The 1010-nt window shown below is 60.8% G+C and carries 2 protein-coding genes; both read right to left on the minus strand.

Going from position 1 to position 1010, the window contains the following annotated elements:
* On the minus strand, positions 1 to 420 hold a 420-nt coding region (locus tag ACREXZ_RS30900), incomplete at its 3' end, for an IS630 family transposase (RefSeq protein ID WP_431767922.1).
* 16 nt (positions 421 to 436) lie between these two features.
* Entirely contained in the window at positions 437 to 931 is a 495-nt protein-coding gene (locus tag ACREXZ_RS30905; protein ID WP_431767923.1) for a helix-turn-helix domain-containing protein, read from the minus strand.
* Between the last annotated feature and the right edge of the window lie 79 nt (positions 932 to 1010).

A 1010-nucleotide genomic window follows, 5' to 3' on the forward strand; every position in this document is an offset into this window, starting at 1 on the left:
GCTGCCATGTTTGGGCGTGTAATGGACCGTGAACCGTTTCCACAGCTTGCCGCCAACCTCTTCTCCAAACCGATCCGTCACTGCTTTGCGACGATGCGTACTCAGATTGTCCAATACCAGATGGATCGTTTTGGCTCTGGGGTAGCTGGCCGCCAGTCGCCGCACATAATCGGCAAATTGAAAAGCATGGCGCGTCCTGGTCACTTTGGTGAAGTAGCGCCCCGCCTTGGGTTCCACGCCGCAAAACACATTGGCCGTACCCTGACGCCTGTACTCGTAATCGCGCCGGGCAACCCGCCCAGCACGCATGGGGATAGGGGCGCGAACATCGCCGTGCAGCACTACCGGCTTCTCGTCCATACACACCACCGGTTCCCGCACCGAGTAGGGCCTCTCATACAACTCCAGAAGCTCTTCCATCCGCTGGATGTACTCCTCATTCAGGGCCGGTACGCACCACATTTTTTTCCCGCCACGGCTTCAAGTCGTGGTTTTGGAGAAGGATGCGGATGCACTCCCGGCCCACCCGCGGCACCAACTGTTGCCGTACCGCTTCCTGCGCTATGAGTCGCACGCTCCAACGGGCCTGCCCCGGAGGCGCCGGGCCGCACACCATCGCAACGATGCGCTGCTGCTGTTCGACACTCAGCATCGGGGCTTTCCCCAGATGCGCTGCGTCGTACAGCGCCCGCTGCAACCCGCCCTGCTGATAGCGCTTGCCGATCTCCCAGCAGGCTTTGGCCGACAACCCCAGGTTGGCGGCTGCCTCGGGCGCCGATTTGCCCCCATCCATCTGCTGCAAGACCAACGCCCGGCGCACTGTCCGCACCGGCTGCGTTCCGTTGCTCAACAACCTCACGATTTTCATCCGCTGCGATCGGGTCAGCTTGATCCGTAGTCGGTTGCCCTCACTCATGCTCTGGGTATACATCTCCCTGGAGTTTTCCGGGAGTGCCAAGATAGATTACCCCATCACGCGGTCGCGGTACTAAACCGGTAAGGCGTGTTTC

It is taken from the genome of Paraburkholderia sp. (assembly GCF_050742655.1).
Taxonomy (GTDB): Bacteria; Pseudomonadota; Gammaproteobacteria; order Burkholderiales; family Burkholderiaceae; genus Paraburkholderia.

What these genes read in the sequence shown, in the direction of transcription:
- ACREXZ_RS30905 (WP_431767923.1), bottom strand. Translation starts at nt 931, where the DNA reads ATGTATACCCAGAGCATGAGTGAGGGCAACCGACTACGGATCAAGCTG.